The sequence below is a fragment of the Cupriavidus sp. F041 genome (assembly GCF_057814235.1).
Genome location: NZ_JBVASY010000002.1, coordinates 1,286,266 through 1,310,309, shown reverse-complemented (window position 1 = coordinate 1,310,309; position 24,044 = coordinate 1,286,266). Strand labels below are relative to the sequence as shown.

Below are 24,044 nucleotides of genomic sequence, written 5' to 3'. Positions count from 1 at the left end.
AGCAGAAATCTTTGTCGGAGGTAGAGAAGCAGGTTTTTCGTTGAAATGTCGAGACGTGGGCGCGTGCGCAGACCAACATTTGCGGTCGTATCAGAGGGCACCCTTGCTTGGGCGACGGACGGTGCACCGTTGCGCTGAAAAGAAGAACGCCCCCAGCGGGGAGCACCGTTGGGGGCTGTCAGAATGCGGTCGGGAGGCCATGGAGGCTTCTCTCTCCAGACTAATTCCGTGGACTACTCAATGGTCCCCTAGATATGGCCACCATCAGTGAATGCATCGCGCCGGTCTGTGACTCTAGCTCCATCAGTGAATACGTCACGGCGGTCCGCGACTCTCGCACCATCGGTAAAGACGTCAAACTTTGATGATTTCGCTCCATCGGCGTAGACATCGAACTTCGTTGTTTTCCCTCCATCGGTATAGGGGTCACGAGGCCCCGCCGTGCTAGCGCCATCAGTGTAAATATCGCGCGTGCCGTTGCCTGCATAGGCTGCTATGGCGCCAAATGCGGCTGCTGTCACCGCAAGCAGTGCAATTTTCTTCAACATTATCCACCTCCTTTTTCAGGTGGTTATACATCCCCCCGGACCAGTAAAGTTCAGACTGAGTATAGGTTTACCAGACCGGCTTGTGCATTGCACAAACTCACATTTTTCTTATTACATTTATGCCTAACTGTTCTTTGCAGCGAACTTCGGACCTTCGTCTCAGCATTCAACTGTAATGTGAAGAGACAATCGCCCCCCACCGAACATATAAAAGTATGACGGGTACCGTCTGTTGGCATCGACCGGTCCGGAGGCGCAACTCCGGACCAAGAACGCGGACGCGACCACCTGGTTTCCGGAGGTCGTGGCCGCCCTCGCCAAACTGCCGCCCGGCTGCATCGTCGACGGTGAGGTGTGCGTGATGACCCCTGACGGGATTAGCGACTTCGAGCGCACGCACGCCCGCGCGAAACGGCGCTGTTGGTACCCGGGCGCCGACCCGGTCGGCTACTGCATCTTTGACCTACTCATCGCGCGAGGTAGGGACATGCGCGACCAGCCGCTGGAGAAGCGCAAGGCGGCGCTGCGCAAGCTCCTGACCGACACACCACCGCTTGGCTTGCTCTACGTCCAAGACGTGGAGGACGGTGCATGGCTGTTCGACGCGGCGTTGGCGTTGAATCTTGAGGGTATCGTAGGCAAGCGTGTCGGCAGCGTGTATCGCGATGGCACTCGCTCCACCGACTGGATCAAGGTGAAGCGGCAGGGCGCGATCCTTCCGGGGTTCAAACGCGCCTGACCTGCGTGCGAATTTCGTGCGAATTACGGGAGAGTTTTGGAGAGAAATGCAGAGGACTTACGAGGTCGAAAACTCGTAAGCCCTTGATTTTATGAGGATTTAATAGTGCTGTAGATGCACAAAGATGGTGCGAGGGAGGGGACTCGAACCCCTACACCATTGCTGGCGTCAGGACCTAAACCTGGTGCGTCTACCAATTTCGCCACCCTCGCAGTCCCTGCGGCGTGCATCCCTGGCGGGAGGCCGCTGTGCTCGTTGATTTGCAGGCGGGCCAGGCAACTTTGAGGTGTTCACAAAGCACAAAAGCAAACAGGCGGCTGAACTGCCCGCCTGGCTTTGTGTTACCCGTGCTGCCGGCGCACTTTGCGCATGCAGCGCAACGAGGCAGCGGATTCTAGCGCAAAGCGCCGCGGGAATCCAGCCCCCTCATGCTACCTAGGGCATCTAGGCTGGCCGTCTCGTCCGCTCAGCGCCGGGTTTTGATAAACGCCAGCACGAGCACGGTGGCGCCAGCCTCCAGCGCAGCGACAAAGTACAAGCCCGCCGAGAGTTGCCCGGTGCTGGTCTTGAACCACCCGATCATGTACGGCGCAACGAAGCCTGCCAGGTTGCCGATCGAGTTGATCAGGGCAATCCCGCCGGCTGCGGCGGTACCGGCCAGGAAGGCTGAAGGCAACGACCAGAACACCGGGAAAGCCGCCAGGATGCCGATGGAGGCAATGGTCAGCGCAATCAGTGCCAGTACTGCGCTGTGCAGCCACATGCCGGTCAGGACCAGCCCGGCGGCGGCCATCAGGGTGGCCAGCGCGCAGTGCAGGCGGCGTTCGCCGGTGCGGTCGGAGTGGATGCCGTTCCAGACCATGGCAAGCGTGCCTGCGATGAAGGGAATGGCGGAGACCAGGCCGATCTGCAGGTTGCCTTGTACGCCTAGCTCTTTGATGATGGATGGCGACCAGAAGGCGATGGTGGCGTTGCCGCTGACCACGCAGAAGTAGATGGCGGCGCAGATCCATACGCGCGAGTTGGTGAAGGCGGCGCGCAGGGAGGAGTGCTTGGCGGGGTCGCGGTTTTCGGCTTCGATCTCGCGGGTGACGAGATCGCGTTCGCTGGCGGTGAGCCATTTGGCGCTGATGGGCTTTTCGGGCAGGTACATCAGCACGGCGATGCCGGCGAGTACGGAGGGGATGCCTTCGATGACGAACAGCCATTGCCAGTTGGCGAGGCCGTCGACGCCTTCCATGCTGCTCATGATGAAACCGGCCAGCGGGCCGCCGCTGACGCCGGCGATGGCGAAGGAGGTCATGAACAGGCCGTTGATGCGCGCGCGGCGCTGGGCCGGGAACCAGTAGGTCAGGTAGAGCACGACGCCGGGGAAGAAGCCGGCTTCGAATACGCCCAGCAGGAATCGCAGGGCGTAGAACTGCATCGGCGTCTTGACGAAGATCATCGCCATGGAGGCGAAGCCCCACAGGATGGTGATGCGGGCGAGCGTGCGGCGCGCGCCGATCTTTTCCAGCAGCAGGTTGCTGGGGACCTCAAACAGGAAGTAGCCGATGAAGAAGATGCCGGCGCCGAAGCCGTACACGGCTTCGCTGAATTGCAGGTCTTGCAGCATCTGCAGCTTGGCAAAGCCGACGTTGACACGGTCGATCCAGGCGAGCACGAACAGGAAGACGAGGAAGGGGATCAGCCGTACCGCGATCTTGCGGTAGGCCTCGTTGCGCTCGGCCGGGGTGTGGGCCGGGTTCTCCACGGCGACAGGGGCGCCGGTCATCACGGAAGACATCGGTGGTACTCCTTGGGTGTTGATTGACGGGGCCGCGCTGCTTGGTCGCGGCCCTCGGTTTTTTCGCCTGCTTACCGCAGCGCGGCTTCGATGGCGCCGGCTACCTGCAGCGCGCGCGCGTCGCTTCCGTTCAGGCCGCCTACGCTCAGGCCGATGCCCTGCCCTGCCGCCGGCAACGGCAGCGATACCGCGCAGCCGTCGAGGAAATTGAGCACGCTGGGATTGCGCAGCACCAGGCCGTTGGTGGCGAAGAAGGCTTCGTCGCTTTCCAGTGCATCCAGGCGCGGCGGGCGTACTGCCACGGTGGGCATCAGCCAGGCGTCGGCTTCGCGCAGCAGGCCGGCGGCGCGGGCCTGCATGGCGCGGCGTTCGGCCAGCAGTTCGATGTAGTCGGCCGCGCCAAGCTGTTCGCCGCGGCGGATGCGCATGGCGACGCGCTGGTCGTAGTCGTTGCCGCGGTCGGCCAGCAGTCGCTTGTGCCAGTGCCACGCTTCGGCCGCGGTCAGGCCGCCGCCGGCGTTGATCTGCGGCAGGCGCTTGAGTTCGGGGAAGTCGAACGGGATGATCCGCGCACCGAGCCGCGACAGCGTGGCCAGCGTTGCGTCGAACGCTTGCGCCACCTCGGCATCGAGGCCGTCGCAAACGAAATCGCGCGTCACCAGCAGGCGCAGCCCTGCCAGCGGCGCGGGCCGGCTGTCCAGCGTTTCGCCGCTGACGATGGCGTCGAACGCCGCGCAGCAGGCAACCGAGCGCGCCAGCGGGCCGGCCGAGTCGAGTGAGGTCGACAATGGCACGGCGCCGGCCAGCGGCACCCGGCTTGCGGTTGGCTTGAAGCCGGTCAGGCCGCAGAACGCGCTGGGGATGCGGATGGAGCCGCCGGTATCTGTGCCGAGCGCGGCCACGGCCATGTCGAGCGCCACGCTGACCGCGCCACCCGACGTGGAGCCGCCAGCGATGCGCGCTTCGTCGAAGGGCGTGCGCGGCGTGCCGTAGTGCGGGTTCAGGCCGAGCCCGGAGAACGCGAACTCGCTCATATTGGTGCGCCCGATCAGCACGGCGCCGGCAGCGCGCAGGCGTGCCACCACGGGTGCGTCGGCGCTCGCGGGGGCACCGGCCAGCGCTTTCGAGCCAGCGCGGGTTACCTGTCCTTGCACGTCGAACAGGTCCTTGATGGAGATCGGCAGCCCGGCGAGCGGCGATGCCACCAGCCCCGCGGCGCGGGCCTGGTCGGCTGCGCGGGCCGCAGCGAGCGCGCCAGCGGCGTCGACTTCAAGGAACGCGGCGCCGCCGCCGTTGCGGTGGGCGTCGATACGGGCCAGAGCCTGCTCGGTCAGCGCGACGCTGGTGGTGCGGCCGGCAGCCAGATCGGCGGCGAGCGCGGCGATGGTTGGCAGCGCGGGGCTCATGGCGCCACCGCCAGGCAATCCACCCGATAGGCATGGCGCAGCGTGCGCTTGCGTACCGGATCATGCAGTTCCACTTCGAAGGCTTCGCCGCTGCCCAGTTCGCCGATCACGGCTTGCGTGCCGCAGAACATGGCGGTGCCGGCGGGCAGCTTGTCTTCGCCGGTCAGGCGCTGGATCAGGTCGCGCGGGTCGAGCAGGCGCGTTACCAGGCCTTCCTGATAGAGCTCGCGCTGGCCGTTGCGAGTGCGCCAGCAGCGCATCTGCAACTGGTCCCAGTGCGCTGCCACGTCGGCGAAGCGCCAGAGTTCGGTGCCCAGGGGCTTGGCGCACATCTGCTTGGAGACGGTGACGTCGTAGGCTTCGACCTTGCGGTCGGTGTGGTCGGAGCCTACGCCGATGTACATCGCGTCCTTGGCCGCAAGCAGCACGAATTCGATTTCACCGGAGGAATCCTCGCGCGGCACTTCGAGCAGCGCGTCGGTGGTCAGCAGCGAGGCGGCCAGCGGGTAGAAGCAAGGCACGGTGGTGGGCGGCTTGACGCCGATCTCTTCGAGCTCGCGGATGTGGTGGTTGACGGCGTCGGCGTCGCGGCCGGTCCAGCCGGCGATGATGAGGCGCTGGATATCGAGGACGAGTTCGCCCTCGCCGGCTACCTGGAAGTGAAGTGTCGGCATTGCTTACTACCTTAGCTGTTGCGGAGAAAATCGGTCAGATGGTCCGGATGATGTTCTTCCGGAATTCGTCAATGTGTTCGCGGATGGCCTCGCGCACCGCCGGTACGTCGCGCCGCTCGAGGGCGTCGATGATCACCCGGTGCTCCTGGTAGACGTTTTCCAGGTGCTGTGGGTCGGATAGCGAGAGAAACCAGAAGCGCGCCTGCTTCTCATGCAGGCTGCGCAGCAGGTCGGCCAGCACGCGATTGCGCGAGGCGGCCGACATGGCGGTATGGAATTTGAGGTCGAGCGCGGCGAGGCCGGCGATGTCGCGCCGCGCGATCAGGTCGGGAGAGTGGTCGACGATCTCACGCATGGCCTTGAGATCGCTCTCGTGGGCGCGCTCGCATGCCAGTGTGGCGCACAGCACTTCGTTGGTGGCGCGCACTTCGATCATGTCGAGCACTTCATTGAGTGACAGCGGCGATACCAGCACGCCCTTGCGCGGCATGATCGACACCAGCCCTTCCACTTCCAGCCGGTGCAGCGCCTGATGCACCGGCGTGCGGCCCAGTCCGAGCAAGGCCGCGACCTGCGCCTCGTTCAATGGCTCGCCCGGCCGGAACTCGCAGGAAATGATGCGCCGCTTGATCTCGGCATAGGCATGCTCGCGCATCGCGGCGCCGGTCGCTGCCCGCGGTGGCGGATCAGCATTGTGATCAGCGCCGCCGACCAGCCGGATCGGGTTCGACATGATGGTTCCTGCGTGTTGAAGTTGTTGTGATACTAGTCTGATATTTCACTGAGCGTCAACCTGCGAGGACTGCGGGTAAACGCTGAAGCCTGTGGCACCGGCATGGGCCGCCTTGTCATATCCTCGCATCGTCGCCCACGATGCTTCCATTCCCGGATCGCCTGGAAAGACTTACCGGACAATGGTTTTCGGCAAATTCCGGAGACGCGTGCAGCGGAAATCCGACGGCCCTGGCCGCGCCGCTATTCCCAACGAAAGCCAGGCCGAATATCATTAAGGCCAACCCATAGAATCGATAATCGATACAGTCGTATATTGGTGCAATATGCATTCATCGTGGTGCAGCCTCTCCCAGCGATGGTGCCGCCACACTGGTACGACGACGACGCGGAATCCGAACATGACCCGGCAAGACAAGCAGGAACCCAGCAACGAATCGGCAGCCACCCCGGCGGAAAGCAGCGAAGAAGCCACTCGCACGGACCCGCTGTTCAACCAGTCGCTGGAGAAGGGCCTGGATGTCCTGCGGGCCTTCAGCGCCGTGCATCGCACCCTCACCCTGGCCGAACTGGCCAGCCTGACCGGCATGACCAAGAGCTCCGCGCAACGCACCGTGCATACGCTGGAGACGTTGGGCTATGTGGCCAAGCACCCGCAGACGCGGCGCTTCCGGCTGACGCCCAAGGTGATGGAGATCGGCTACAACTATCTGTCCGCCGATGCGTTGATCCAGGCCGCCAGCCCTTACCTGTCGCAGCTCGCCAACGCCAGCGGCGAGACCGCCAACCTGACCGAGCCGGTCGGGCTGGAGATGGTCTACGTGGCGCAGTTGATGACGTCGAAATACATCCCGGTGCTGACGCCCGTCGGCATGCGCATTCCCATGTACTGCACCAGCAGCGGCCGCGCGTATCTCAGCACCCTGCCCGACGAGCAGGTCATGGCGATGCTGGAGAACTCGGCGCGCGTGGCCCGCACACCGGCCACGCTGACCGATGTGGCGGCGATCTTCGAGATGGTGGTGGCTTGCCGCAGGGTGGGCTATGCCTGCAATAACGAGGAGCTGTTCCTGGGCGATATGGGCGTGGGCGCGGCCATCGTCAACAGCCAGGGGCGGGCAGTGGGCGCGGTGCATGTATCGCCGCCCGCCAGCCGCTGGAGCATGGCCGAGGCGCAGACGAAGCTGGCGCCGATGGTGATTGAATGCGCGTGGGCGATCTCGCGTTCGATCGCCCACTGAGGTTGACGCGCTCCGGCGCGGGCGGCGCGCCTTAGCGCGCGTGCTCCAGCATCGCTTGCAGCAGCACGTTCGCGCCGGCCTCGATATGCTCGGGCAGCGCATCTTCCAGCTCGTTGTGGCTGATGCCGTCCTTGCACGGCACGAAGATCATGCCGGTGGGCGCGCGCTGCGCCACGTAGACGGCATCGTGCCCTGCCCCGCTGACCACATCCATATGCGGCAGGCCCAGCGCGGCGGCGGCGCGGCGCACGCTGTCCACGCATTCTTGCGCGAACACGCACGGCTCGAACTTCACCACCTGGCGGATCTCCACGCTCACCGCGCCGCGTTCGGCGATCTCCGCGAACGTGGTCCGCATGGCTGCGTCCATACAGTCCAGTCCCGCCTGCGACAGATTGCGGAAGTCCACCGAGAAATCCACTCGCCCGGGAATCACGTTGCGTGAGTTTGGCGTGACCTGCACATAGCCCACCGTGCCGCGCCCGTGCGGTGCCTCGGCCACGGCGATGCGATTGACCTCGTCGATCATGCGCGCCGCCGCCAGCATGGCGTCGTGGCGCAGCGCCAGCGGCGTGGGGCCGGCGTGGGCGTCCATGCCGGTCACGGCCACGTCATACCATTGCTGGCCGAGCGCGCCGGAGACCACGCCGATCGGCAGCCCGGCGGCTTCCAGCACGGGCCCCTGCTCGATATGCGCCTCGAAGTAGGCGGCGAACATGCCGCCCGGCACTTCCCCCACGGGCTGCTCGCCGCGATAGCCGATCTGCTCCAGTGCCTCGCCTACGCTGATGCCGTCCAGGTCGCGCTGGGCGCGTATGAACTCCGCCCCGAACACGCCGGCAAAGGCGCCCGAGCCCATCATCACCGGCGTAAAGCGGGTGCCCTCTTCGTTGGTCCAGAATGCCAGTTCCAGCGGCGCGCGGGTGACGATGCGCAGGTCGTTGAGCGTGCGCATTGCCTCCAGGCCCGCCAGCACGCCGAAGTTGCCGTCGAACTTGCCGCCGGAGGGCTGGGTGTCGATATGACTGCCGGTTGCCACCGCCTGGGCATCAGGATCGCTGCCCGCGCGGCGCGCGAACACGTTGCCGACCTCGTCGGTACGCACGGCGAGCCCCGCTTCGCGGCACCAGCCGACCACCAGGTCGCGCCCCTGGCGATCCAGCTCGGTCAGGGCGATGCGGCACACGCCGCCCTTGGGCGTGGCGCCGATCTGCGCCAGGTCCATCAGCGATTGCCACAGGCGTGCTGCGTTGATACGGGGAAGGTATTGCTGGTCCATGTCGGGAAGCCGGTTGGTTGGGAGACAGGCAGGGATCTCAGCAAAAAGCAGGCCATAGGCGATGCATATCCTCTGGCCCATGTTTCATACATGGCTAACGATGGAGAGGCCGCGCTGTACCGGCGGCCAGGATGGAAGCGGCACAAAACGCAACTGGCATGTGACTTGCTTGATTAGCTCCGTCTACCCTTCCCCCACCCAGGAGCCTTGCCCGTGACCGTTTTTTCTTCCGACTCCGTAAGAAGCGTGAAACCCGGCCTGAAAACCTTCGCTGCCGCCGCTGCCATTGCCTCCGTCTCCCTGCTCGCGTTGCCAGGCACAGCGATGGCCGAGAAGGTGCTGCGCATCGGCATGACCGCCGCCGATATCCCGCGCACGCTGGGCCAGCCCGACCAGGGCTTCGAAGGCAACCGCTTTACCGGCATCCCGATGTACGACGGGCTGACCCAGTGGGATCTCTCGAAGGGCAGCGGCCCCAGCCTGCTGATTGCCGACCTGGCCACGGAATGGAAAGTCGATGCCAAGGACAAGACCAGGTGGGTCTTCAAGCTGCGCCCCGGCGTGAAGTTCCACGACGGCTCGCCGTTCAATGCGGATGCCGTGGCGTGGAACGTGGGCAAGGTGCTCGACAAGACCGCCAAGCAGTTCGATCCCAGCCAGGTTGGCGTGACCGCCTCGCGCATGCCCACCTTGCGTTCGGCCAGGAAGATCGACGACCTGACCATTGAGCTGATCACCTCGGAGCCTGACTCCTTCCTGCCGTACAACCTGAGCAACCTGTTCATGGCTTCGCCCACGCAATGGGAGAAGAAGCTCGCTGCGGTACCGGCCTCGGTGACGGATCCGGCGGAGCGTTCCAAGCAAGCGTGGGTAGCCTTCGCCGCCGACGCCTCGGGCACCGGCCCGTTCAAGATGAGCCGCTTCGTGCCGCGCGAGCGGCTTGAACTGGTGAAGAACGCGCAGTACTGGGACGCCAGGCGCGTGCCCAGGATCGACAAGGTGGTGATGCAGCCGATGCCCGAGGCCAATGCGCGCACCGCCGCCCTGCTGTCGGGCCAGGTCGACTGGATCGAGGCGCCGGCACCGGATGCGGTGGCACAGATCAAGAGCCGCGGCTTCGAAGTCTACGCCAACGCGCAACCGCATATGTGGCCGTGGCAGCTGTCGTTCGCGCCCGGATCGCCCTGGCTCGACAAGCGCGTGCGGCAAGCCGCCAACCTGTGTGTCAACCGTTCCGGCCTGAAGACACTGCTGGGCGGCTATATGGCCGAGGCCAAGGGCATTGTCGAACCGGGCAACCCGTGGTGGGGCAATCCCAAGTTCGATATCAAGTACGACGCCAACACCGCGCGCAAGCTGATGCAGGAAGCGGGCTACTCCGCCGCCAGGCCGCTCAAGGTGAAGGTGCAGGTCTCGGCTTCGGGCTCGGGCCAGATGCAGCCGCTGCCAATGAACGAGTACGTGCAGCAGAACCTGAAGGAGTGCTTCATCGACGTCGACTTCGACGTGGTCGAATGGAACACGCTCTTCACCAACTGGCGCATCGGCGCCAAGGATCCGAGCGCGCACGGCGCCAACGCGGTCAACGTGAGCTTTGCGGCGATGGACCCGTTCTTCGCCATGGTCCGCTTTGTCAGCACCAAGACGCAGCCGCCGGTCTCGAACAACTGGGGCTACTTCGGCAACGCGGAGTTCGACAAGCTGATCGAAACCGCGCGCACCTCGTTTGACGACAAGGGGCGCGACGCGGCGCTGGCCAAGCTGCATGCGCGCATCGTGGAAGAAGCGCCCTTCGTGCTGATCGCGCATGACGTGGGCCCGCGCGCCATCTCCAGGAAGGTCAAGGGCGTGGTGCAGCCGCAGAGCTGGTTTATCGACATCGCCACCATGTCGATGGACTAAGCAACGCATTGCGCGGCTCGCGTGCGCGGCCGGTCCCGGGCCGGCCACGCACAGCGCAAGCAAGAGAATGTCCGGCCGGCACGCATCGGCCAGGCACCCCGCAAACCACGGCAGGCGCCCGCGCCTGCCTTCCCGGCCACGATCATGTTCTACCTGCTCCGCCGCTTCATCTATGCAATCCCCATCCTGCTAGGGGTCGCCCTGCTCTGCTTCTCGCTGGTCCATATCGCGCCGGGCGACCCGCTGGTGTCGGTGCTGCCGCCCGATGCTTCCGAGGACCTGCGCCGCCAGCTCACCGCGCTGTATGGCTTCGATAAACCCTTTCTCGAACAATTCCTGCACTGGCTAACCCGCGCGATGCATGGGGACCTCGGCACCTCCATCGCCACCAACCGCCCGGTGATGAGCGAAGTGATGACGGCGGTGATCAACTCGGTCCGGCTGGCCGCGGTGGCCACGCTGATCGGTTTTACCTTCGGCTGCCTGTTCGGCTTCGTGGCCGGCTACTTCCGCGATTCCGCCGCGGATCGCACCGCCTCCTTCCTGTCCGTGTTCGGCGTGAGCATGCCGCACTACTGGCTGGGCATGGTGCTGGTGATCGTGTTCTCGGTCTTCCTCGGCTGGCTGCCCGCCACGGGTGCGGGCCCGGGTGGTTCTGGTGACTGGGCGTGGGACTGGGAACATATCCAGTACATGGTGCTGCCGGCGGTGACGATGTCGGTGATCCCGATGGGCATCGTGGCCCGCACCATCCGCGCGCTCGTTGCCGAAATCCTCTCCAATGAATTCATCGTCGGCCTGAAGGCGCGCGGCCTGTCGGAGCTGGCGGTGTTCCGCCATGTGCTGAAGAACGTGGCGCCTACCGCGCTGTCGGTGATGGGCCTGCAACTCGGCTACCTGCTGGGCGGCTCCATCCTGATCGAGACCGTGTTCTCCTGGCCCGGCACGGGCTTCCTGCTCAACTCGGCGATCTTCCAGCGCGACTTCCCGCTGCTGCAGGGGACCATCCTCGTGCTCGCCGTGTTCTTCGTGCTGCTGAACCTGCTGGTCGATGCGCTGCAAACCCTGTTCGACCCGCGCATCCAGCGTAATTGACGCCATCAAGGAAACCGGGAGTCCCCATGGAAATGACTTTGACGAAGCCCGCCGTGCTGCCTGTCGTGCAGCGCTCGCCAGGCTACTGGACCACCGTAGGCCGGCGCCTGCTGCGCAACAAGCTGGCCATGCTGGCCGCGCTGATCCTGCTGGCGCTGGTGCTGATGGCGATCTTCGCGCCGGTGCTGATGCCGGCGGATCCCTACGCCGCTTCCATCCTCAAGCGCCTCAAGCCCTTCGGCACCGAGCACTACCTGCTTGGCACCGACGAACTCGGGCGCGACATGCTGTCCCGCCTGATGCTGGGTGCCCGCCTGTCGCTGTTCATGGGCATTACGCCGGTGCTCATCGCCTTCGTGGTCGGTAGCGCGCTGGGCATCGTGGCGGGCTACGCCGGCGGCTGGACCAATACCGTGATCATGCGGCTGGTCGATATCCTGTACGCCTTCCCCTCGGTGCTGCTGGCCATCGCGCTGTCGGGCACGCTGGGCGCGGGTGTGGGCAATGCGCTGTTGTCGCTGACCATCGTGTTCGTGCCGCAGATCGTGCGCGTGGCGGAAAGCGTGACCACGCAGGTACGCAACCGCGAGTTCGTCGACGCGGCACGCGCCTCGGGCGCGTCGTCGCTGACCATCGTGCGAGCCCATGTGCTCAACAACGTGCTGGGCCCGATCTTTGTCTATGCCACCAGCCTGATCTCGGTCTCGATGATCCTGGCCTCGGGCCTGTCCTTCCTGGGCCTTGGCGTCAAGCCGCCCGAGCCGGAATGGGGCCTGATGCTCAACACGCTGCGCACGGCGATCTATACGCAGCCGTGGGTTGCCGCCCTGCCCGGCGCGATGATCTTCCTGACCTCGATCTCCTTCAACCTGCTCGCCGACGGCATCCGCTCGGCGATGGAAATCAAGGACTGATGCCATGACCGATGCCATGACCGTTACCCTGCTCAATACCGACGTGGGCGGCCCGGCGCAGCCGCTGGTGATCGCGCGCGACCTGATCAAGCACTTTCCGCTCAAATCGAAGCTGCCCTGGCAGCGTGGCGGCGAGGTTCGCGCCGTCGATGGCGTCAGCTTCGAAGTCAGGAAGGGAGAAACGCTGGGCGTGGTCGGTGAATCCGGCTGCGGCAAGTCCACCACGGCGCGGCTGCTTATGCAGCTGATCGAGCAGAACGGGGGTGAGCTGATCTTCGATGCGCTGGGCGTCGGATCGGCGCAGTTGCCCATGAAGCGCTACCGCAGCCAGGTGCAGATGGTCTTCCAGGACAGCTACTCCTCGCTCAACCCGCGCCTTACCATCGAGGAATCCATTGCCTTTACGGCGCGCGTGCACGGCATCAGCGCCGCCGAAGCCACCGCGCGTGCGCGCGCCCTGCTGGATCGCGTGGGCCTGGAGCCGGCGCGCTTCGCCGGACGCTATCCGCACGAGTTGTCCGGCGGGCAGCGCCAGCGCGTGAACATCGCGCGAGCGCTGGTACTGCGCCCGCGCCTGGTGATCCTCGACGAAGCCGTGTCGGCACTCGACAAATCGGTGGAAGCGCAGGTGCTGAACCTGCTGCTCGACCTCAAGGCCGAGTTTGACCTCACCTATGTCTTTATCAGCCACGACCTGAACGTGATCCGCTACCTGTGCGACCGCGTGATGGTGATGTACCTGGGCAAGGTGGTGGAGGTGGGCGATATCGAGACGCTGTACGCCAACCCATCGCATCCCTACACCCGCGCGCTGCTGGCCTCGATGCCGGCAATGGATCCGGACCACCGTACGCTGGTCGCGCCACTGGCGGGCGATCCGCCCAACCCGATCAACCCGCCGTCCGGATGCAGCTTCCATCCGCGCTGCGCCATGGCCGAAGACGTGTGCTCGCGCCGCGCGCCGGTGCTGTCGGATACGCTGGCCGGGCATCCCGTGGCCTGCCTGATGGCCAACGCCGGCGGCGGCCACAGCCGGCAGATGCCGGCGGGCGCCAGTCCGCTCGCTGCAACGATTTGAGGGCCTCATCGTGACTGCATCCAATCACACTCCAGAACCGCAAACTGCCGCGCCCATGGTATCGGTGCGCGATTTGCGCGTCACCTTCTCCGGCGGCGGCAAGACCATCCGCGCCGTCAACGGCGTATCGCTGGAAGTTGCGCCGGGCGAGGCGCTCGCCCTGATCGGCGAATCCGGCTCGGGCAAGAGCGTGACGCTGCGTGCGCTGATGCGGCTGCATCCGCCGCGCCGCACCCGCATGGAAGGCGAGATCCGCATCGACGGCGTCGACGTCACCGCGCTGGATTCGCGCGGGCTGGCCCGCCTGCGCGGCGGCACGGTGGCGATGGTGTTCCAGGAGCCCCTGCTGGCGCTGGACCCCGTCTACACGGTCGGCCAGCAGATCATCGAGTGCATTCGCACCCATGCCCGCGTGTCCGCCGCCGAAGCGCGCCAGCGCGCGCTGCGGGCGCTGGAGGCGGTGCGCATTCCCAGCCCGGAGCGGCGGCTGGCGGCTTATCCGCACGAGATGTCCGGCGGCATGCGCCAGCGCGCCATGATCGCGCTGGCGCTGTCGGCCAACCCAAAGGTGCTGCTGGCCGACGAGCCCACTACCGCGCTGGACGCCACCGTGCAGATCCAGGTGTTGATCCTGCTGCGGGAACTGCAGCGCGAGCTGGGCTTGTCGATCGTGTTCGTCACCCATGACATCGGCGCGGCGGTGGAGATCGCCGACCGCGTGGCCGTGATGTACGGCGGGCGCATTGTCGAGGAGGGCCCGATCCGCACCATCCTGCGGGCCGCGCGTCATCCGTACACCATGGCACTGTTGCAAAGCCGCCAGCACGGCATGGATCGGGGCCAGCGGCTGCAGACCATTGCCGGTTCGCCGCCCGACCTGTCCGCCTTGCCGCCCGGCTGCAGCTTCGCCCCGCGTTGCCCGCATGCGAGTGCGCAATGCCTGGAGGCGGTGCCGCAGAGCGTCGCGCTGGGCGGCGGTCATCGCGTAAGCTGCGTACTGGCCGCCGGGCCAGTTGCCGTCGCGCAGGCCGTGGCTTGAGCCGTGCGCTCCGGTCATGAGCGCACGGTTCACAAGTTGCATGCCTTGCCCGCCGTGCAGTCCGTGCCAATATCACCTTTACTGATTGCTTCCCCACCGCTAACCGCATCCATGAACCTGGCCAGCCATCCCTCCCACGCCTTCCTTCCCTACCCGGCAGCGCCGGTCGCCAACGCCGCGAGCGGGCCGCTCGCCGGCCTCACCTTCGCCGCCAAGGACTTGTTCGACGTGGCCGGCTACCCCACCGGCGGGGGCAACCCCCATGTGCTGGCGATGTCAGGCATCAAGACCGCCACCGCCCCAACCGTGCAGCGCCTGCTTGCCGCCGGCGCCGCCTTCGTCGGCAAGACCCACACCGATGAACTGGCGTTCTCGATGAACGGGAAGAATGCCCACTACGGCGCGCCGGTCAACGGCGCGGCACCGGGACGCATCACCGGCGGCTCGTCGTCGGGCTCGGCCTCGGCGGTATCCAACGGGCTTTGCGACTTCGCGCTGGGCACCGACACCGGCGGCTCGGTGCGCGCCCCGGCCAGCCATTGCGGGTTGTTCGGCATCCGCCCCACGCACGGACGCATCTCGCTCGCGCAATGCCTCGCCCTGTGTGACAGTTTCGATACCTGCGGCTTCTTCGCGCGCGACATCGGCACCTTTGCGCGCGTGGCCGAAGTACTGCTCGGGGACGATGCAAGGCCGCTGCCCGCCAGCCCGCGCCTGCTGCTCGCCGAAGACCTGTTCCGCATGCCCACCCCTGCCGCGCTGGACGCGCTGCTGCCGGTGGTCGGCGGCATCGAGGCCGCCTTTGGCAAAGCCACCCCCGTCACGGTCGCGGATCGCGCGCTGGAAGAGATCTGGTGGGCCTTCCGCTACGTGCAGGGCTGGGAAGCCTGGCAAACCGACGGCGCCATGATCGAACAGTACGGCCTGCAGCTCGGCCCGGACGTGGCCGCACGGTTTGCCTTCTCCAAGAGCGTCACGGCCGCGCAGTTCGAAGCATCCAGTGCCATCCGCCGCGCCTTCACCGCCCACCTCGCGGCACTGCTCGGCAACGACGGCATCCTGATCCTGCCGACCATGCCGGACATCGCGCCCCTGTCGGACGCCGCCGGCGAGGAACTGGAAACCTACCGCAACCGCTCCGCCCAGACCCTCTGCCTGGCGCCCCTGTCCGGCTTTCCCCACCTGAGCCTGCCTCTGGCCAGCCGCGCCGGCGCACCGCTCGGCATCTCGCTGATGGGCCCCGCCGGCAGCGACCGCAGCCTGATTGCATTTGCAGAAAAGCTGGTGATGGCACTAAGCTGAACCACTACCCCGATTCCCCCAAGGAGAGCCTGAATGGCCCGAATTCGTATCACCGCCGGCGGTTACCAGTTTGTCGCCGAAACCAATCCCGATGCCCCACAGACCGTGGCGGCCTTCACCAAGCTGCTGCCCTACCGGCAAAAGCTGATCCACGTGCGCTGGAGTGGCGAAGGCCGCTGGATTCCGCTGGGCGAATTCAAGCTGGGCGTGGACTTCGAGAACCACACCAGCCACCCGTCGGTGGGCGACATCCTGTTCTACCCCGGCGGCTACAGCGAAACCGAGATCATCCTGGCGTACGGCAGTTGCTGCTTCGCCAGCAAGATGGGGCAACTGGCGGGCAACCATTTCCTGACGATCGTGGAAGGCAAGGAGAACCTGCGCGCGCTGGGCACCAAGGTGCTGTGGGAAGGGGCGCAGGATGTGAGTTTTGAGTTGATGTAAGGCGCGCGATGCGTGCTCGGCGGCGTCAGCCGTCCGAGCACGATCCAGGGCATGTTCAGCGCGCCAGCACTGCCGTCCCCGGCACCCTCACCGGCTCCGGCGCCTTCACCCGGAACCACGCCGCATACAGCGCCGGCAGGAACAACAGCGTCAACGCCGTGGCAATCACCAGCCCGCCCATGATCGCCACCGCCATCGGTCCCCAGAACACCGAGCGCGACAACGGGATCATGGCCAGCACAGCAGCCGCGGCGGTCAGGATGATCGGGCGGCAGCGACGCACGGCTGACTCGACGATGGCTTCCCAGACCGGCGCGCCCGCGCTGATGTCCTGCTCGATCTGGTCGACCAGGATCACCGAGTTGCGGATGATCATGCCCAGCAGCGCGGTGATGCCAAGCTGCGCCACAAAGCCCATCGGCGCGCTCAGCAGCAGCAGCGTGGCGGCCGCCCCGATCAGCCCCAACGGTCCGGTCAGGAACACCATCAGCGAGCGCGAGAAGCTGTGCAACTGCAGCATCAGCAGCGTGAAGATGATGAAGATGCACAGCGGCAACTGCGCGGCAATCGACGCGCCCGCCTTGCCGCTTTCCTCTTCCGCCCCGGCCACGGTGATGCGGTAGCCCGCCGGCAGCGTGGCGCGCAGCTTGTCCAGCCTGGGATTGATCTGCGCCGTCACGGTGGGGCCCTGGATGCCTTCCACCACATCGGACTGCACGGTCACGCCGAAGTCGCGGTTCTCGCGCCAGATCACGCCAGGCTCGGAGCGGAAGGCGATGCGCGCTACCTGGGTCAGCGGCACCACGCGGCCGCTGGCGGTGGGTACCTGCATGTTCTGCAGGTCGGACATGGCGTCGCGTTCGTTGCGCGGCGCGCGCATCAGGATGTCGATCAGCTTGTCGCCATCGCGATATTGCCCCACGGCCACGCCGCTCAGCACGGTCTGCGTCACGCGCGCGATGGCAATGGTGCTGACGCCGAGCGCGCGTGCCTTGTCCTGGTCGATATCCAGGCGCAGCACCTTGACGCTCTCGTTCCAGTTGTCATTGACGCCCAGCGTGTTCGGGTTGGCGCTCATCACGGCCTTGACTTCGTCGGCCAGCTTGCGCACGCCGGCGGCATCCGGCCCGATGACCCGGAACTGCACCGGATAAGGTACCGGCGGCCCGTTCGGCAATAGCTTGACGCGTCCGCGCAACTGCGGGAAATCGCTCGCCAGCAGGCTGACGACGCGCTGCCGCACGCGGTCGCGCAGTGCCACCCCGGCCGGCATCACGATCACCTGCGCCACATTGGTCTGCGGGAAGATCTGGTCGAGGGGCAGGTAGAAGCGCGGCGCGCCGCTGCCCACGAACGTAGTCAGGCTGGCGATCTCGCGGTCCCCGCGCAGCGCGGCCTCGAAGCGTTTGGCCTCGGCCTCGGTCTGCGCGAAGCTGGTGCCCTCGGGCATCCACAATTCCACCATCAGCTCCGGCCGGCTCGAATCCGGGAAGAACTGTTTCTCGACGAACTTGAAGGCGTACAGGCCAAGGCCGAAGGCCACCAGGGTAATGACGATCACCGTCTTGCGCCAGGTCACGCACCAGTTCACCAACTGGCGGAAGCGGTTGTAGAACGGCGTGTCGAATACCTCATGCTGCTCGCCCTCGCCGGCCGGCCGGGACTTGAGCAGCAGGTAGCCCAGGTAGGGCGTGAAGTAGACAGCGGCCAGCCAGGACAGCACCAGCGCCATCGCGGTCACGGCAAAGATGGCGAAGGTGTACTCGCCCACGGTCGAACGCGCCAGCCCCACTGGCAGGAAGCCGGCGGCGGTGATCAGCGTGCCGGTCAGCATCGGCATCGCGGTGGAGGTGTAGGCGAAGGTGGCCGCCTCCATCTTGGAGAAGCCCTCCTCCAGCTTGCGCACCATCATCTCCACCGCGATGATGGCGTCGTCGACCAGCAGCCCGAGCGCCACGATCAGTGCCCCGAGCGATATCTTGTGCAGGCCGATGCCGAACATGTTCATGAAGAGGAACGTGACGGCGAGCACCAGCGGAATGGTCAGCGCCACCACTAGCCCCGGCCGCACATCCAGCCGCAGCGGCCTGGTATGCAGGCCGAGCGAGACAAAGCTCACGCCCAGCACGATCACCACCGCTTCGATCAAAACGTGCACGAACTCGCCGACCGAGCGCTCGACCGCGTCGGGCTGGTTCTGCACCTGATCCAGCTCGATGCCCACCGGCAACTGCCCGCGCAAGCCATCCGTCGCGGCGCGCAGGTTCTTGCCCAGCGCGATGATGTCGCCGCCCTTCTCCATCGAGATACCCAGCCCGATCACTTCCTTGCCCTGGAAGCGCATCTTGCTCGCCGGCGGATCGACATAGCCGCGGTAGACGTGGGCGATATCGCCCAGGCGGATGTTGGCAGTGCCGTTGGGGCCGCGCAGCACCAGGTTTTCCAGGTCGGCCACCTTGGCGAACTGTCCCGACAGGCGCACCTGCAGGTTGTCGCCGGGCGTCACCAGCACGCCGCTGGCGGTCATGCTGTTCTGCTGGGAGATCTGGTCCGCGATTGCATTGATGTCCAGGCCAAGCTGGGCAAAGCGTGCCTGGTTGAATTCGATATAGACCTTCTCGTCCTGCAGCCCGATCAGCGCGACCTTGGCCACCGACGGCACGCGCAGCAGTTGCTGGCGCACCAGGTCGGCGTATTCGCGCAGTTCCTTGTAGTTGAAGCCATCGGCGGACAGCGCGTAGATCGAGCCGTACACGTCGCCGAACTCGTCGTTGAAGAACGGCCCGCGCACGCCCGGCGGCAGCGTCTGCGCGATGTCGCCGACCTTCTTGCGCACCGTGTACCAGATCTGCGCGGTGTCCTTTGCCGGCGCGATGTCCTTGAGCTGGAAGATCACCGTGGTCTCGCCGGGCTTGGAGAAGCTGCGGATCTTGTCGGCGTAGGGCACTTCCTGCAACTGGCGCTCGATCTTGTCGGTGACCTGCACCGCGATCTGCTCGGCGGTGGCGCCGGGCCAGAACGCCTGCACCACCATCACCCGGAAGGTAAAGGGCGGGTCTTCGTCCTGGCCGAGCTGGAAGAACGCAAAGAGCCCGCCCAGCAGCAGCACCACCAGCAGGTAACGGGTCAGCGGCTGGTGCTCCAGGGCCCAGCGGGAGAGATTGAAACGGGAATGGTCCATGCTGCGCGCCCTAGTTGCGCACGGCCGGCGCGGACGCCACCGCCTGCAGCGGCCTCACTTTCTGGCCGGGCTTGAGCAGGTGCACGCCCGCGGTGACGATGGTTTGCCCGGCGGACAGCCCCTGCCTGACCTGGACCTCGTTGCCCTGCAGTTCGCCCAGGGTGACCGCGACCGGCTGCACGGTGCCCGCCGCAGCGTCATACACCCAGACCTGGTTGCTGCCCTGTTGCTGCAGCAGCGCGGAAAGCGGCACGCGCAGCGTGGCGTTGTCGCCAGTGCGGGTGAATGTCACCACGGCGGTCATGCCGAACTTGAAGTCAGGCGGCGGGTTGGGCACGCTGATGCGGGCCGCATAAGTACGCGTAACCGGGTCGGCCATCGGGGATATCTCCCGCACGCGGCCTGGCAGGGGACGGCCGGGCTCGGCCCAGGTCCGCACCGTCACGTCGGAAACGCCGCGCAAGCGCTCGACTTGGTCTTCCGGCAACCCGACCGCCACCTCTTTCTCGGCGGTTTGCGCCACGCGGACAACCGACTGGCCTGCCGCGACTACCTGCCCAACCTCCGCTTCGATCAGCGTCACCACGCCGTCGGCGTCGGCGGTCAGGACGCCATAGGCAGTCTGGTTGGACTGGTTGCGCAGCCCGGCCTCGGCCTGGCGCAGGCGGGAGACGGCGGAGTCATAGGTAGCCTGGCGACGTTGCTGCTCGGCGGCGCTGATGAATTTCTTGGCAAACAGCTCGTTGTAACGCTTGAGATCGGCCTCGGCGAGGTCGCGATCGGTCTTGGCCGCGTCGTACTGGGCACGCGAGCCCGCTTCCGCCAGGCTCAGGTCGGTGGGATCGAGCCGTGCGAGCGGCTGGCCCTTGCGGACGGTGGCGCCCACATCAACCAGGCGGGCAGCGATCTTGCCCCCAACGCGAAAGCCCAGCCGTGATTCGATCCGGGGCCGCACGTCGCCGGAGAACTCGAGATCGGTCTTGCCCGCGCCGGGCTGCACCTGCATCAACCGCACGGGGCGGATTTCAGGTGGGCGCTCGGGCTGGCGATTGCAGCCGCCCAGCACCAGCAGGCCGGCAAGTACCGGCACCATGAGCCGCGCGCGGGCCGGCAGCGCGCGGCGAGCGGTATCCGCCATCGCCGCAGCAGCCCCGCTGGCATCCACCAGAGTGGAAAAAGGCACATCGACGGCCGCAACTTCCGGCCTGGGAGAAGGCACTGGCATGAGTTAAGCGAGGAATCGGTGAAACAGCGGGCACTGCGGAAAGCGGCTCGTCAGTTAATAACTCGCCGGTCAGCAATATATAGGGGACCACCCGAATGCGTCAAACCACCCCGGCAAAGCATGTATCGAAAAAAGCACTATTCAGGTAACAAACAAGCCTGCGAGCCAATGTGGCGCAAAAATCGGTGCGTGGCGCGGCGTAATGTCGCAGACGCCATCGTTGCCGGCTGGCGCGCGCCTGCCGCGCCAGCCATCGCTGCTGGCTAGCGCCGATGACGCGCCGCAAGGCCATTAGAGGGCAAATGCTACAATCCGGCCCGTCGCTCGCGCGGCCTCGCCACGAATCGCGGGGCGGCTTTCGCCCACGTTCCCGGCTCTCGGCGCTGCCATGGCGCGCCCCGCGAAAACGCGTGCTGCCGATAGCACCCCAGGCCGGCACCCCATGCTCCGCCAGGCAGGCCGCCGCGACGCCAGCAGGCATAAAGCCCCCAATCACCGACCCGAGACCGGCGTGACGCCCGATCAGTATTGCCAAGAGAAAGCCGCGCAGAGCGGCTCCAGTTTCTATTACAGCTTCCTGTTCCTGCCGCCGGAGCGGCGGCAGGCCATCACCGCGCTCTACGCCTGGTGCAGGGAAGTCGACGATGTGGTGGACGACACCCAGGACGCCAGCGTTGCCCACCAACAGCTGGCCTGGTGGCGCAGCGAGCTTGGCCAGATGTTCAATGGCGCACCCACCCACCCCGTCACCAAGGCGCTCCAGCCGCACGTGCAGGCATACGGCCTGACGCAGTCGATGTTCGGCGAAGTGCTCGAAGGCATGGAGATGGACCTGACCCAGTCGCGCTACCTTGATGACATCGCGCTCGCGCGTTATTGCCATTGCGTGGCCGGCGTGGTCGGCACCATGAGCGCGCGCATCCTGGGCTACCAGGATCCGCGCACGCTCGAATTCGCGGAAAAGCTGGGCTTGTCGCTGCAGATGGTCAATATCCTGCGCGATGTCGGCGAGGACGCCCGGCGCGGCCGGATCTATGTGCCGGTCAACACGCTGCAGCGCTTCCAGGTACCCGTCTCCGAGATCAACCAGGCCACCCATTCGGACCGCTTCGTGACGTTGATGCGCCACCAGGCCGAACAGGCCCGCACGCTCTACCGGGAAGCGCTGGCGCTGCTGCCCCGCGCCGATCGCCGCGCCCAGCGCGCCGGCCTGGTGATGGGCGCGATCTACCAGACACTGCTCGATGAAGTCGAGGCCAGCGGCTTCCAGGTACTGAACCAGCGCATCTCGCTGACGCCGATGCGCAAGCTGTGGATCGCATGGAAGACCTGGATGGGCAATCGCTGACTGCCGCCTGAGCACCAGCCGGGCGCGACGGGCATCTGGCGGCGCTTGCCCGGTATCATCACGAGTCCGCACGCCCGCTTCCGGGCGCGCGGATTTCCGCATCGTCCCTGCCTTCCCTTCCGCGCAACTGCCATGACCCAATCTCCCCAGCCCCCCTTTCCGCTTGGCCAGGCCATTCTTGACCAGGCTGCCGCCCTGGCGCGCTTCTCGGACATGGAGGGTGGCCTGACTTGTGCCTACCTGACCCCCGCCCACCGCGCCGCGCAGGACCGGCTGGCCGAATGGATGGAGGCGGCGGGGATGCAGGTTCGCATCGATGCCATCGGCAATGTGATCGGCCGCTATGCCGCCGATCCGGCCGTGGCCGATGCGGCCGTGGCCGATGCGGCGCGCGTGCTGATGACCGGCTCGCACTTCGACACGGTGCGCAACGGCGGCCGCTATGACGGCCGGCTCGGCATCCTGCTGCCGGTTGCCGTGGTGGGCGCGCTCAATGCCGCCGGCATCCGCCTGCCCTATCACTTTGATGTGGTGGGTTTCGCCGAAGAGGAAGGGCTGCGCTTCAAGACCAGCTTCCTGGCCAGCAGCGTGCTGGCCGGGCGCTTCGACCCGACTTTGCTGGACCGCACCGACACCGATGGCGTGACGCTGCGAGAAGCGCTGGCCGCCTCCGGCCTGCCGGGCGCGGGGAGCATTGAAGCCCTGCAAGCCGCGGCGGTGGACCCCGCTACCCTGCATGGCTTTGTCGAAGTCCATATCGAGCAAGGCCCGGTATTGCTGCACCACGGCCTGCCGCTCGGCGTGGTCACGCAGATTGCAGGCAGCAGCCGCTTCCAGGTACGCGTGCAAGGTCTGGCCAGCCACGCCGGCACCACCCCCATGACCATGCGCAAGGACGCCGCCGCGGCCGCCGCCGAAATGGTGCTGCTGGTGGAACGGCGCTGCGCCGAGGTCCCTACGCTGGTCGGCACGGTGGGCCAGGTGCAGGTGCCGAACGGCTCAAGCAACGTCATCCCCGCCGAATGCGTGTTCTCGATGGACATCCGCGCTGGCGAGGATGGCATCCGCGAGGCCGCCATTGCCGACATCGTGGCCGGCATCCATGCGATCGCCACGCGCCGCGGCCTCGTTGCCGAGGTGGAACGCGTGCCGCCGGTGAACAACGCGCCCTGCGCGCGCTGGCTGATGGACCAGTTTGGCGCCGTGCTGAAAAAGCGCGGCCTGCAAGCCTATGAGCTGCCCTCGGGCGCGGGGCACGACGCCATGATGATGCAGCGCATCACCGACGTGGCGATGCTCTTCGTGCGCTGCGGCAATGGCGGCATCAGCCACAACCCGCTTGAGACCATCACCGCGGACGACGCCCAGCAGGCCGCCGAGGCCTTCGTCGACTTCCTGCGGCATTTCCAGCCCCGCGCCTGACACCCCCTGCGGCACGCTTGCGATCCCGGCACAAATCGTATTGGATGTAGGCACATCCAATCACAAGATCGAAAGATCACAAAGGAGACACGCATGGCGCGCCGCGAAATGTCGCTACTGACCGAGGGACACACCTTCCTGGAAGGGCCGCGCTGGCACGAGGGCCGGCTCTGGCTCTCGGATTTCTACGCGCATAGGGTAACGGCGGTGAGCCTGGATGGCACCGTCGAGCCGATCGCCGAGGTGCCGCAGCAGCCTTCGGGCCTGGGCTGGCTGCCGGACGGGCGCCTGCTGATCGTCTCGATGCGCGACCGCAAGCTGCTGCGGCGCGAACCGGACGGCAGCCTCAGCGTGCATGCCGACCTGTCCTATCGGTAATCGTGTATTGCGGGTGACGCCCGGCGACCGTATCGCTGAAGAGATCGCCTGCGGGACGGGCATATCCGCCGCAGCCCTGGGTGGCCCGCGAGGCACCACGCTGTTCCTTGCCGCGGCGCCGAATTTCGATGAGGCCGAGCGCCGCGCCTCCCGCCTGGGCCATATCCTGATGACCGAAGTGGAAGTGCCGCACGCTGGCCTGCCCTGAAAGGCGCCGGCACGGCAACCGGCGGGAAAGTCTTGGGGAGGAGCGGGACGCCGCGGGCTGGACGCCTGCGGCGGCTGCGGGCGGGCGTACAGGCCAGAAGTAG

Annotated in this window: 20 protein-coding genes, 1 tRNA gene and 1 pseudogene; 13 read left to right on the top strand and 9 right to left on the bottom strand. The window is 66.2% G+C overall.

Annotation, left to right across the window (positions count from 1 at the left end; genetic code table 11):
• Nucleotides 1-248: 248 nt before the first annotated feature.
• The gene (locus tag ACZY0R_RS23170; RefSeq protein WP_488861521.1) at nt 249-548 is read right to left on the bottom strand and encodes a hypothetical protein; all 300 of its coding nucleotides are present in this window, start codon (nt 546-548) and stop codon (nt 249-251) included.
• Between the two features lie 223 nt (nt 549-771).
• Here ACZY0R_RS23170 and ACZY0R_RS23165 point away from each other — a divergent pair.
• Nucleotides 772-1,287 (top strand): annotated as a pseudogene (locus ACZY0R_RS23165) (ATP-dependent DNA ligase); the annotation flags it as partial.
• A gap of 125 nt (nt 1,288-1,412) precedes the next feature.
• On the opposite strand, the gene ACZY0R_RS23160 reads toward ACZY0R_RS23165, so the two are convergent.
• From ACZY0R_RS23160 to ACZY0R_RS23140, 5 genes are all read right to left on the bottom strand, one after another.
• A tRNA-Leu gene (locus ACZY0R_RS23160) sits at nt 1,413-1,499 on the bottom strand.
• A gap of 254 nt (nt 1,500-1,753) precedes the next feature.
• Nucleotides 1,754-3,073, bottom strand: coding sequence for an MFS transporter (locus ACZY0R_RS23155; RefSeq protein WP_488861519.1), 1,320 nt, complete (start codon nt 3,071-3,073; stop codon nt 1,754-1,756).
• Between the two features lie 71 nt (nt 3,074-3,144).
• The gene (locus tag ACZY0R_RS23150; protein ID WP_488861517.1) at nt 3,145-4,479 is read right to left on the bottom strand and encodes an amidase; all 1,335 of its coding nucleotides are present in this window, start codon (nt 4,477-4,479) and stop codon (nt 3,145-3,147) included.
• Nucleotides 4,476-5,153: a DUF2848 domain-containing protein gene (locus ACZY0R_RS23145; protein WP_488861515.1), complete on the bottom strand. Its 678-nt coding sequence runs from the start codon at nt 5,151-5,153 to the stop codon at nt 4,476-4,478. Before ACZY0R_RS23145 ends, ACZY0R_RS23150 begins: the two co-directional genes overlap by 4 nt.
• Before the next feature lie 34 nt (nt 5,154-5,187).
• Complete coding sequence (locus ACZY0R_RS23140; RefSeq protein WP_488861513.1) at nt 5,188-5,886, bottom strand: GntR family transcriptional regulator; 699 nt, start codon at nt 5,884-5,886, stop codon at nt 5,188-5,190.
• 400 nt (nt 5,887-6,286) lie between these two features.
• Between ACZY0R_RS23140 and ACZY0R_RS23135 the strand changes: the two genes are divergently transcribed.
• Complete coding sequence (locus ACZY0R_RS23135) at nt 6,287-7,126, top strand: IclR family transcriptional regulator (RefSeq protein WP_488861512.1); 840 nt, start codon at nt 6,287-6,289, stop codon at nt 7,124-7,126.
• A gap of 31 nt (nt 7,127-7,157) precedes the next feature.
• Here the strand turns inward: ACZY0R_RS23135 and ACZY0R_RS23130 are convergent, their stop codons facing one another.
• The gene (locus ACZY0R_RS23130; RefSeq protein WP_488861510.1) at nt 7,158-8,405 is read right to left on the bottom strand and encodes a Zn-dependent hydrolase; all 1,248 of its coding nucleotides are present in this window, start codon (nt 8,403-8,405) and stop codon (nt 7,158-7,160) included.
• 324 nt (nt 8,406-8,729) lie between these two features.
• On the opposite strand from ACZY0R_RS23130, the gene ACZY0R_RS23125 reads away from it, so the two are divergent.
• The 7 genes from ACZY0R_RS23125 (at nt 8,730) to ACZY0R_RS23095 (ending at nt 16,179) form a co-directional block, all read left to right on the top strand.
• The gene (locus ACZY0R_RS23125; protein ID WP_488866116.1) at nt 8,730-10,307 is read left to right on the top strand and encodes an ABC transporter substrate-binding protein; all 1,578 of its coding nucleotides are present in this window, start codon (nt 8,730-8,732) and stop codon (nt 10,305-10,307) included.
• A 144-nt stretch (nt 10,308-10,451) separates the two neighbouring features.
• Nucleotides 10,452-11,402 carry an ABC transporter permease gene (locus ACZY0R_RS23120; RefSeq protein WP_488861508.1) on the top strand — a complete coding sequence of 317 codons (951 nt, stop codon included), beginning with the start codon at nt 10,452-10,454 and terminating at the stop codon, nt 11,400-11,402.
• 26 nt (nt 11,403-11,428) lie between these two features.
• Nucleotides 11,429-12,316, top strand: coding sequence for an ABC transporter permease (locus ACZY0R_RS23115; RefSeq protein ID WP_488861506.1), 888 nt, complete (start codon nt 11,429-11,431; stop codon nt 12,314-12,316).
• Nucleotides 12,317-12,320: 4 nt separating this feature from the next.
• A complete protein-coding gene (locus ACZY0R_RS23110; protein ID WP_488861504.1) occupies nt 12,321-13,394 on the top strand; it encodes an ABC transporter ATP-binding protein in 1,074 nt (357 codons plus the stop codon).
• A 55-nt stretch (nt 13,395-13,449) separates the two neighbouring features.
• A complete protein-coding gene (locus ACZY0R_RS23105; protein ID WP_488866114.1) occupies nt 13,450-14,433 on the top strand; it encodes an ABC transporter ATP-binding protein in 984 nt (327 codons plus the stop codon).
• Between the two features lie 111 nt (nt 14,434-14,544).
• Nucleotides 14,545-15,735, top strand: coding sequence for an amidase (locus ACZY0R_RS23100; RefSeq protein WP_488861502.1), 1,191 nt, complete (start codon nt 14,545-14,547; stop codon nt 15,733-15,735).
• A gap of 33 nt (nt 15,736-15,768) precedes the next feature.
• Nucleotides 15,769-16,179, top strand: a complete 411-nt coding sequence (locus ACZY0R_RS23095; protein ID WP_488861500.1) for a DUF3830 family protein — start codon at nt 15,769-15,771, stop codon at nt 16,177-16,179.
• A 55-nt stretch (nt 16,180-16,234) separates the two neighbouring features.
• On the opposite strand, the gene ACZY0R_RS23090 is transcribed toward ACZY0R_RS23095, so the two are convergent.
• Both ACZY0R_RS23090 and ACZY0R_RS23085 read right to left on the bottom strand, forming a co-directional pair.
• Nucleotides 16,235-19,360 carry an efflux RND transporter permease subunit gene (locus tag ACZY0R_RS23090; protein WP_488861498.1) on the bottom strand — a complete coding sequence of 1,042 codons (3,126 nt, stop codon included), beginning with the start codon at nt 19,358-19,360 and terminating at the stop codon, nt 16,235-16,237.
• A gap of 10 nt (nt 19,361-19,370) precedes the next feature.
• Nucleotides 19,371-20,498 (bottom strand): efflux RND transporter periplasmic adaptor subunit, encoded by a 1,128-nt coding sequence (locus ACZY0R_RS23085; protein ID WP_488866112.1) that lies wholly within the window; start codon nt 20,496-20,498, stop codon nt 19,371-19,373.
• Nucleotides 20,499-21,096: 598 nt separating this feature from the next.
• Here ACZY0R_RS23085 and hpnD point away from each other — a divergent pair.
• The 4 genes from hpnD to ACZY0R_RS23065 all read left to right on the top strand — a co-directional run bounded on the left by hpnD (nt 21,097) and on the right by ACZY0R_RS23065 (nt 23,941).
• Nucleotides 21,097-21,933, top strand: a complete 837-nt coding sequence (gene hpnD, locus ACZY0R_RS23080; protein WP_488861496.1) for a presqualene diphosphate synthase HpnD — start codon at nt 21,097-21,099, stop codon at nt 21,931-21,933.
• A gap of 132 nt (nt 21,934-22,065) precedes the next feature.
• The gene (locus tag ACZY0R_RS23075) at nt 22,066-23,355 is read left to right on the top strand and encodes a Zn-dependent hydrolase (protein WP_488861494.1); all 1,290 of its coding nucleotides are present in this window, start codon (nt 22,066-22,068) and stop codon (nt 23,353-23,355) included.
• A 93-nt stretch (nt 23,356-23,448) separates the two neighbouring features.
• Nucleotides 23,449-23,733, top strand: a complete 285-nt coding sequence (locus ACZY0R_RS23070) for an SMP-30/gluconolactonase/LRE family protein (protein ID WP_488861492.1) — start codon at nt 23,449-23,451, stop codon at nt 23,731-23,733.
• Nucleotides 23,711-23,941 (top strand): hypothetical protein, encoded by a 231-nt coding sequence (locus tag ACZY0R_RS23065; RefSeq protein ID WP_488861490.1) that lies wholly within the window; start codon nt 23,711-23,713, stop codon nt 23,939-23,941. Before ACZY0R_RS23070 ends, ACZY0R_RS23065 begins: the two co-directional genes overlap by 23 nt.
• Nucleotides 23,942-24,044 lie beyond the last annotated feature (103 nt).

Coding starts and splice junctions, on each gene's coding strand:
- ACZY0R_RS23110 (WP_488861504.1), top strand. CDS start 12,321: ATGACCGATGCCATGACCGTTACCCTGCTCAATACCGACGTGGGCGGC.
- ACZY0R_RS23090 (WP_488861498.1), bottom strand. CDS start 19,360: ATGGACCATTCCCGTTTCAATCTCTCCCGCTGGGCCCTGGAGCACCAG.
- ACZY0R_RS23145 (WP_488861515.1), bottom strand. CDS start 5,153: ATGCCGACACTTCACTTCCAGGTAGCCGGCGAGGGCGAACTCGTCCTC.
- ACZY0R_RS23135 (WP_488861512.1), top strand. CDS start 6,287: ATGACCCGGCAAGACAAGCAGGAACCCAGCAACGAATCGGCAGCCACC.
- ACZY0R_RS23065 (WP_488861490.1), top strand. CDS start 23,711: ATGCCGACCTGTCCTATCGGTAATCGTGTATTGCGGGTGACGCCCGGC.
- ACZY0R_RS23170 (WP_488861521.1), bottom strand. CDS start 548: ATGTTGAAGAAAATTGCACTGCTTGCGGTGACAGCAGCCGCATTTGGC.
- ACZY0R_RS23115 (WP_488861506.1), top strand. CDS start 11,429: ATGGAAATGACTTTGACGAAGCCCGCCGTGCTGCCTGTCGTGCAGCGC.
- ACZY0R_RS23155 (WP_488861519.1), bottom strand. CDS start 3,073: ATGTCTTCCGTGATGACCGGCGCCCCTGTCGCCGTGGAGAACCCGGCC.
- ACZY0R_RS23125 (WP_488866116.1), top strand. CDS start 8,730: ATGGCCGAGAAGGTGCTGCGCATCGGCATGACCGCCGCCGATATCCCG.
- ACZY0R_RS23130 (WP_488861510.1), bottom strand. CDS start 8,405: ATGGACCAGCAATACCTTCCCCGTATCAACGCAGCACGCCTGTGGCAA.
- ACZY0R_RS23100 (WP_488861502.1), top strand. CDS start 14,545: ATGAACCTGGCCAGCCATCCCTCCCACGCCTTCCTTCCCTACCCGGCA.
- ACZY0R_RS23140 (WP_488861513.1), bottom strand. CDS start 5,886: ATGTCGAACCCGATCCGGCTGGTCGGCGGCGCTGATCACAATGCTGAT.
- ACZY0R_RS23105 (WP_488866114.1), top strand. CDS start 13,450: ATGGTATCGGTGCGCGATTTGCGCGTCACCTTCTCCGGCGGCGGCAAG.
- ACZY0R_RS23095 (WP_488861500.1), top strand. CDS start 15,769: ATGGCCCGAATTCGTATCACCGCCGGCGGTTACCAGTTTGTCGCCGAA.
- ACZY0R_RS23085 (WP_488866112.1), bottom strand. CDS start 20,498: ATGGCGGATACCGCTCGCCGCGCGCTGCCGGCCCGCGCGCGGCTCATG.
- ACZY0R_RS23075 (WP_488861494.1), top strand. CDS start 22,066: ATGACCCAATCTCCCCAGCCCCCCTTTCCGCTTGGCCAGGCCATTCTT.
- ACZY0R_RS23070 (WP_488861492.1), top strand. CDS start 23,449: ATGGCGCGCCGCGAAATGTCGCTACTGACCGAGGGACACACCTTCCTG.
- ACZY0R_RS23150 (WP_488861517.1), bottom strand. CDS start 4,479: ATGAGCCCCGCGCTGCCAACCATCGCCGCGCTCGCCGCCGATCTGGCT.
- ACZY0R_RS23120 (WP_488861508.1), top strand. CDS start 10,452: ATGTTCTACCTGCTCCGCCGCTTCATCTATGCAATCCCCATCCTGCTA.